Source organism: Bacillus sp. JJ783 (assembly GCF_036963225.1).
Classification (GTDB): domain Bacteria; phylum Bacillota; class Bacilli; order Bacillales; family Bacillaceae_G; genus Bacillus_A; species Bacillus_A cereus_U.
Genome location: NZ_JBALMG010000077.1, coordinates 8,922 through 15,054, shown reverse-complemented (window position 1 = coordinate 15,054; position 6,133 = coordinate 8,922). Strand labels below are relative to the sequence as shown.

Here is a 6,133-nt window from a genome sequence, read left to right as displayed (position 1 = left end):
AACAAATTGTTGCAAAGAAATATGTTCATAAAGAAGGATATGAACTTTATATTTCTGTGAGGACTATCCCCATTATTGTGAATAGTGAAATCGTCGGGGTGTACATTGTTACGAGAGATGTTACGAGGCAAGTATTAAATGAGATGAAAACAGAGTATTTGGCTTACTTCGATCAGTTAACGGGGTTAATGAATAGAATATCATGTACAAATAAACTAAATGAATTTTTAGATGATAATAAAGAATTTGCATTGGTTTTTATAGATTTGGATGAATTTCACCTTATTAATGATACATTTGGTCATAAAGAAGGGGATCAAGTATTAAAAAAAGTTACTGAATGCCTACGAGAACTAAAAATAGAAGATATGCATTTATTTAGAGAACATGATGATCAATTTGTTATGTTAATAGAAAATATAACGAAAGAATGCGTAGAGGAAGTGGCACAAACAATATTAAAAAGAATTAGTGAGCATTTTGTAATAGAAGAAGAGGATGTTTATTTGAGTGCATCAATTGGGATTGTAATGGCTCCAAAAGATGGAATGGATGAAAAAATGCTTTTCCAAAGAGTCGACACAGCTTTGGAAAAAGCAAAGGAAAAAGGAAAAGGATATTATCATTTTTATTGTAGTGGATTAGATTGTGAACGTGAACAAAGGTTTATAATAGAGAATCAGTTACATCGTGCTATAGAGAAAAATGAATTTTTCCTATATTATCAACCTCAAATTAATATTGAAACGGGAAAGATAGCCAGTATGGAAGCGTTAATAAGGTGGGAGAATAAGGAGCTAGGATTTGTCTCGCCAAATCAATTTATCCCACTTGCTGAAAGAACTGGATTTATTATTAAACTTGATGAATGGGTAGTACATCAAGTTTGTGAACAGATACGTGAATGGTTAAATAAAGGGTATGAAGTTGTACCAATTGCAGTTAATATTTCAGCTAGACATTTTCGTTCTATTACATTAATAGAGATGATTACACGTGCTTTAAATAAGTACAACGTCCCCCCTCATTTATTAGCAATAGAAGTTACAGAAGGGGCTCTTATACATAAAGATTTATCGAAAAGAGTGTTAATGCAGTTAAAAGAACAAAATTTAAAGATTCATTTAGATGACTTTGGAACGGGATATTCATCTTTAAGTTATTTAAAAACATATCCGATTGATACGTTAAAAATTGATCGTTCTTTTATGGAAGGTATATATAAAGATGAAAGAGATACGAATATTACGGCTGCAATTATTCATTTAGCACATACTCTAGGGTTAAATGTAATTGCAGAAGGAGTAGAAAAAGCGGAACAAATACAATTTTTAAAGGAAAAGAATGTGAAACTCGTACAAGGTTATTTTTATAATCGTCCTTTATCAATATACGATGTAGAAAATATTTATTTTAAATAGTGTATAAAAAACAAGAAAAAAGGTGATGTGCTGAAAAGCACATCACTTTTTATGTGTACCTGGTTTATCGTTATAACCAGATGTGAAAATAGCTGTAAGAAATGTGAGTGATACACCTAAAATTAATAATAACTTCATCCTAATTTCCTCCTTACTTTTTCGGTTTACGAATCCTATTTGTGAATCGAAATGTATGTAAGGTTCCTAGAAGAAAAGAATTTATTTACAATGAATAGCAGCGTGAAAACTTTAATACCTTTATTATACAGAATTTTCTTTGAATTTTGGAGAGAATTTTATAGCGCTATTATATATTTCGTTTTGATTTAAAGAATGTTTAAGGACATCCTAGCATACCTTTTATAATAATCCGATTGAACAAGGAGATGGGGGAGGAGCTATAATGGATATTCTAAAGAAAATTGAACAATATCGGGAAGCAGAAGAACGTTTACAATGGGAAGGTACGTTTGCGGAGTATTTGGAGCTTGTGAAAGAAAGACCATGGGTGGCTCAAACAGCACACTCTCGCATTTACAATATGATAAAAGATGCTGGAATTGAAGAAGTTGATGGTAGAAGAAAATATAACTTCTTTAGTAATCAGCTATTTGGATTAGAGGATGCTTTAGAACGCCTTGTGGAAGAATATTTTCATCCATCTGCAAAACGATTAGATGTTAGAAAACGTATTTTGTTATTAATGGGGCCTGTTAGTGGGGGGAAATCAACATTAGTTACGATGTTGAAACGAGGATTAGAAACATATTCACGAACAGATCGTGGAGCGATTTTTGCAATAAAAGGCTGCCCAATGCATGAAGATCCACTTCATTTAATCCCGCAGCATTTACGGAATGATTTCTTTGATGAGTATGGAGTAAGAATTGAAGGGAATTTATCACCATTAAATGTTATGCGTTTAGAGCAAGAATACGGGTCAAGAATTGAGGATGTAGTTGTAGAGCGTATTTTCTTCTCTGAAGATCGCCGTACAGGAATTGGTACATTTAGTCCTTCTGATCCAAAATCACAAGATATTGCCGATTTAACAGGTAGTCTAGATTTTTCTACAATTGCAGAATACGGTTCGGAATCAGATCCTCGTGCATATCGATTTGATGGAGAATTAAATAAGGCGAACCGTGGAATGATGGAATTCCAAGAGATGCTAAAATGTGATGAGAAATTTTTATGGCATTTATTATCGCTTACACAAGAAGGAAATTTCAAGGCAGGCAGATTTGCGCTTATTTCAGCAGATGAATTAATTGTAGCGCATACAAATGAAACAGAGTATCGTTCCTTCATAGCAAATAAGAAAAATGAAGCATTGCATTCACGGATTATTGTAATGCCGGTTCCATATAATTTACGGGTTAGTGAAGAAGAACATATTTATGAAAAAATGATTCGTGAAAGTGATGTGTCCAATGTTCATATTGCACCGCATACACTTCGCGTTGCAGCAATGTTCACTATTTTAACTCGTTTAAAAGATCCGAAGCGTCCAGATATTGATTCAATTAAAAAGATGCGTTTATATGATGGAGAAACGGTAGAAGGGTATAATGCGATTGATGTAGAAGAATTGCAACGCGAATATCAAGATGAAGGTATGAAGGGGATTGATCCTCGTTATGTCATTAACCGAATTTCTTCTACAATTATTCGAAAAGAGGTACCATCTATTAATGCACTAGATGTACTGAGATCGTTAAAAGACGGATTGGATCAGCACCCGTCAATTAGTAGTGAAGACCGAGAGCGCTATATGAATTTCATCTCATTAGCGAGAAAAGAATACGATGAAATTGCTAAGAAAGAAGTACAAAAAGCGTTTGTTTATTCATACGAAGAATCAGCTAAGACACTTATGGATAATTACTTAGATAACGTCGAAGCGTACTGCAATAAATCAAAATTACGTGATCCTTTAACAGGTGAAGAAATGAGCCCAGATGAAAAACTTATGCGTTCGATTGAAGAGCAAATTGGAATTTCAGAAAATGCTAAAAAGGCATTCCGTGAAGAAATTTTAATTCGCATTTCTGCTTATGCACGTAAAGGGAAGCGCTTTGATTATAATTCACACGAACGTCTTCGTGAAGCGATTCAGAAAAAACTATTTGCTGATTTAAAAGATATAGTGAAAATTACAACGTCAACGAAAACACCAGACGAAAATCAGCTTAAGAAAATCAATGATGTTGTTGCACGCTTAATTGATGAGCATGGCTATAATTCTTCATCCGCGAATGAATTGTTACGATATGTAGGTAGTTTGTTAAATCGATAGTTTGATAACAAAACGCTGTCTCTTATTCTTGGGACGGCGTTTTGTTATCTATTGATATTTGTAAAAAATGTCATAGCTTGTCCGAATATAATAAATTAAGATGCGATTTTATGAATTTATTGTCAATTATTTTTACAATATGCATATGATAGAGTAACCAACCATTCATACAAAAAAGCCAACACAATACAATATGTTGCAAAACGAAAATGTGTGCAACAATGCATTGTGTTTCTTTCTTATCAACGGCTGAATGTTTCTTTCTATTATGTGAGTGGCAAAATTTTGTTTAAGATGCTCGGAGTATTGTATGAAAAACGCTATATATGTTTATGGGATGATTTTCGATGAACAGTTATTTTTCAAATATTATAGTTACGCACACTAGAAAACAAAATTATAGATTGCTGTTCATAAGAGAAAATAAATACAGTAAGGGGGGAAAGGCATGGGCGAAGAAAATCAACCAAACTATACAATTTCACAGGAAAACTGGTCCCTCCATCGCAAAGGATATGACGACCAACAACGCCATCAAGAAAAAGTACAAGAGGCAATTAAAAATAATTTACCAGATCTTGTAACGGAAGAAAATATTGTTATGTCTAATGGTAGGGATGTTGTGAAAATACCGATTCGTTCTTTAGATGAATATAAGATTAGATACAATTATGATAAAAATAAACATGTTGGGCAAGGGAACGGTGACAGCAAAGTTGGCGATGTCGTTGCGAGAGATGGATCAGGTGGTCAAAAGCAGAAAGGACCAGGAAAAGGGCAAGGGGCAGGAGATGCAGCTGGAGAAGATTATTATGAAGCAGAAGTCTCAATTTTAGAATTGGAGCAAGCGTTTTTCAAAGAGTTAGAGTTGCCTAATTTAAAGAGAAAAGAACTGGATGAAAACCGGATTGAACACATTGAGTTTAATGATATTAGAAAAACAGGATTATGGGGAAATATCGATAAGAAGCGAACGATGATATCTGCATATAAACGAAATGCAATGCGTGGTAAAGCATCTTTCCATCCAATTCACCAAGAAGATTTAAAGTTCCGTACTTGGAATGAAGTGTTAAAGCCAGATTCAAAAGCTGTTGTATTAGCGATGATGGATACGAGTGGATCGATGGGGATATGGGAGAAGTATATGGCACGTAGCTTCTTTTTCTGGATGACAAGATTTTTACGCACAAAGTATGAAACCGTAGACATTGAGTTTATTGCCCATCATACGGAAGCGAAGGTCGTTACAGAAGAAGAATTTTTCTCAAAAGGAGAAAGTGGTGGAACGATCTGTTCTTCCGTATACAAAAAAGCACTTGAGTTAATCGATAATAAATATTCACCAGACCGTTATAATATTTATCCATTCCATTTTTCAGACGGTGATAATTTAACTTCGGATAATGCTAGATGTGTAAAGCTTGTTGAAGAGTTGATGAAGAAGTGTAATATGTTTGGGTATGGGGAAGTGAATCAGTACAACCGCCACAGTACACTTATGTCAGCATATAAAAATATTAAAGATGAGAACTTTAGATATTATATTTTAAAGCAAAAAGCAGACGTATTCCATGCGATGAAAAGCTTTTTTAAAGAAGAATCAGGCGAGAAAATGGCATAACCCCTTTTGAAGGGGTTTATTTTTTTGTAAACTTTTTATTTTTTTAATTGACAATGATAATGAAAATCATTATCATTTATTCGAGAATGATTACATTTTAATTTATATATTTTGGAGGAGATGTAAAGTTGAAAAAAAATAAAAGAAAACATATAAATGCAATGTTAGTGGCGGCAGCTTTATCGCTACCGTTTGCTGTGTATTCGACACCTGCTTTAGCGGCAGTAGCAATTGAGGCAAATAAAACTGGATATGCTTTAGAAAATGGTACATACGATGCTGTTATTAAAGCGTATAAAGATAAAACAAATGAAGAGTCCATGGCAGCTGTTTATATAAAGGATCCGAAATTAACAATTGAGAATGGAAAGAAAATTGTAACAGCAACGTTAAGTGATAGTGATTTCTTCCAATACTTGAAAACAGAGGATATTCATACTTCTGGTGTGTTTCATGATGTGAAAGTAATATCTGAGGATAAAAAGAAAAATGGGACGAAGGTTATTCAATTTGAAGTTGGAGAACTAGGAAAAAGGTATAATATGCAAATGCATATTTATATTCCGACAATGGGATATGATAATAAATATCAAGTACAGTTTGAAGTAAATACTTTAAATTTAGAAAATAATGTACCGGAAAAGCAAAAGGAAAATAAAGAGGATAAAGTGGAAAAACAAGAAAAAGTTGCGAATGTAATAGTTGATAAGAAATTACAACAGCATATTAATAAGTACAATTTAGATAGAAAAAATATAAATGAACCTATAACGAAGGAAGATTTATTAA

Annotated in this window: 4 protein-coding genes; all 4 read left to right on the top strand. The window is 33.3% G+C overall.

All coding sequences use genetic code 11. From position 1 onward, the window contains the following. Window positions 1-1,421: putative bifunctional diguanylate cyclase/phosphodiesterase (locus V7038_RS17110; protein WP_335471059.1), on the top strand; the 1,421-nt coding region annotated here is incomplete at its 5' end. A 403-nt stretch (window positions 1,422-1,824) separates the two neighbouring features. Further along, window positions 1,825-3,720: a PrkA family serine protein kinase gene (locus V7038_RS17105; RefSeq protein ID WP_002113899.1), complete on the top strand. Its 1,896-nt coding sequence runs from the start codon at window positions 1,825-1,827 to the stop codon at window positions 3,718-3,720. 448 nt (window positions 3,721-4,168) lie between these two features. Further along, entirely contained in the window at window positions 4,169-5,344 is a 1,176-nt protein-coding gene (gene yhbH / locus V7038_RS17100) for a sporulation protein YhbH (protein WP_002113900.1), read from the top strand. A gap of 128 nt (window positions 5,345-5,472) precedes the next feature. Further along, the coding region (locus V7038_RS17095; RefSeq protein WP_335471057.1) for an NEAT domain-containing protein at window positions 5,473-6,133 on the top strand (661 nt) is incomplete at its 3' end.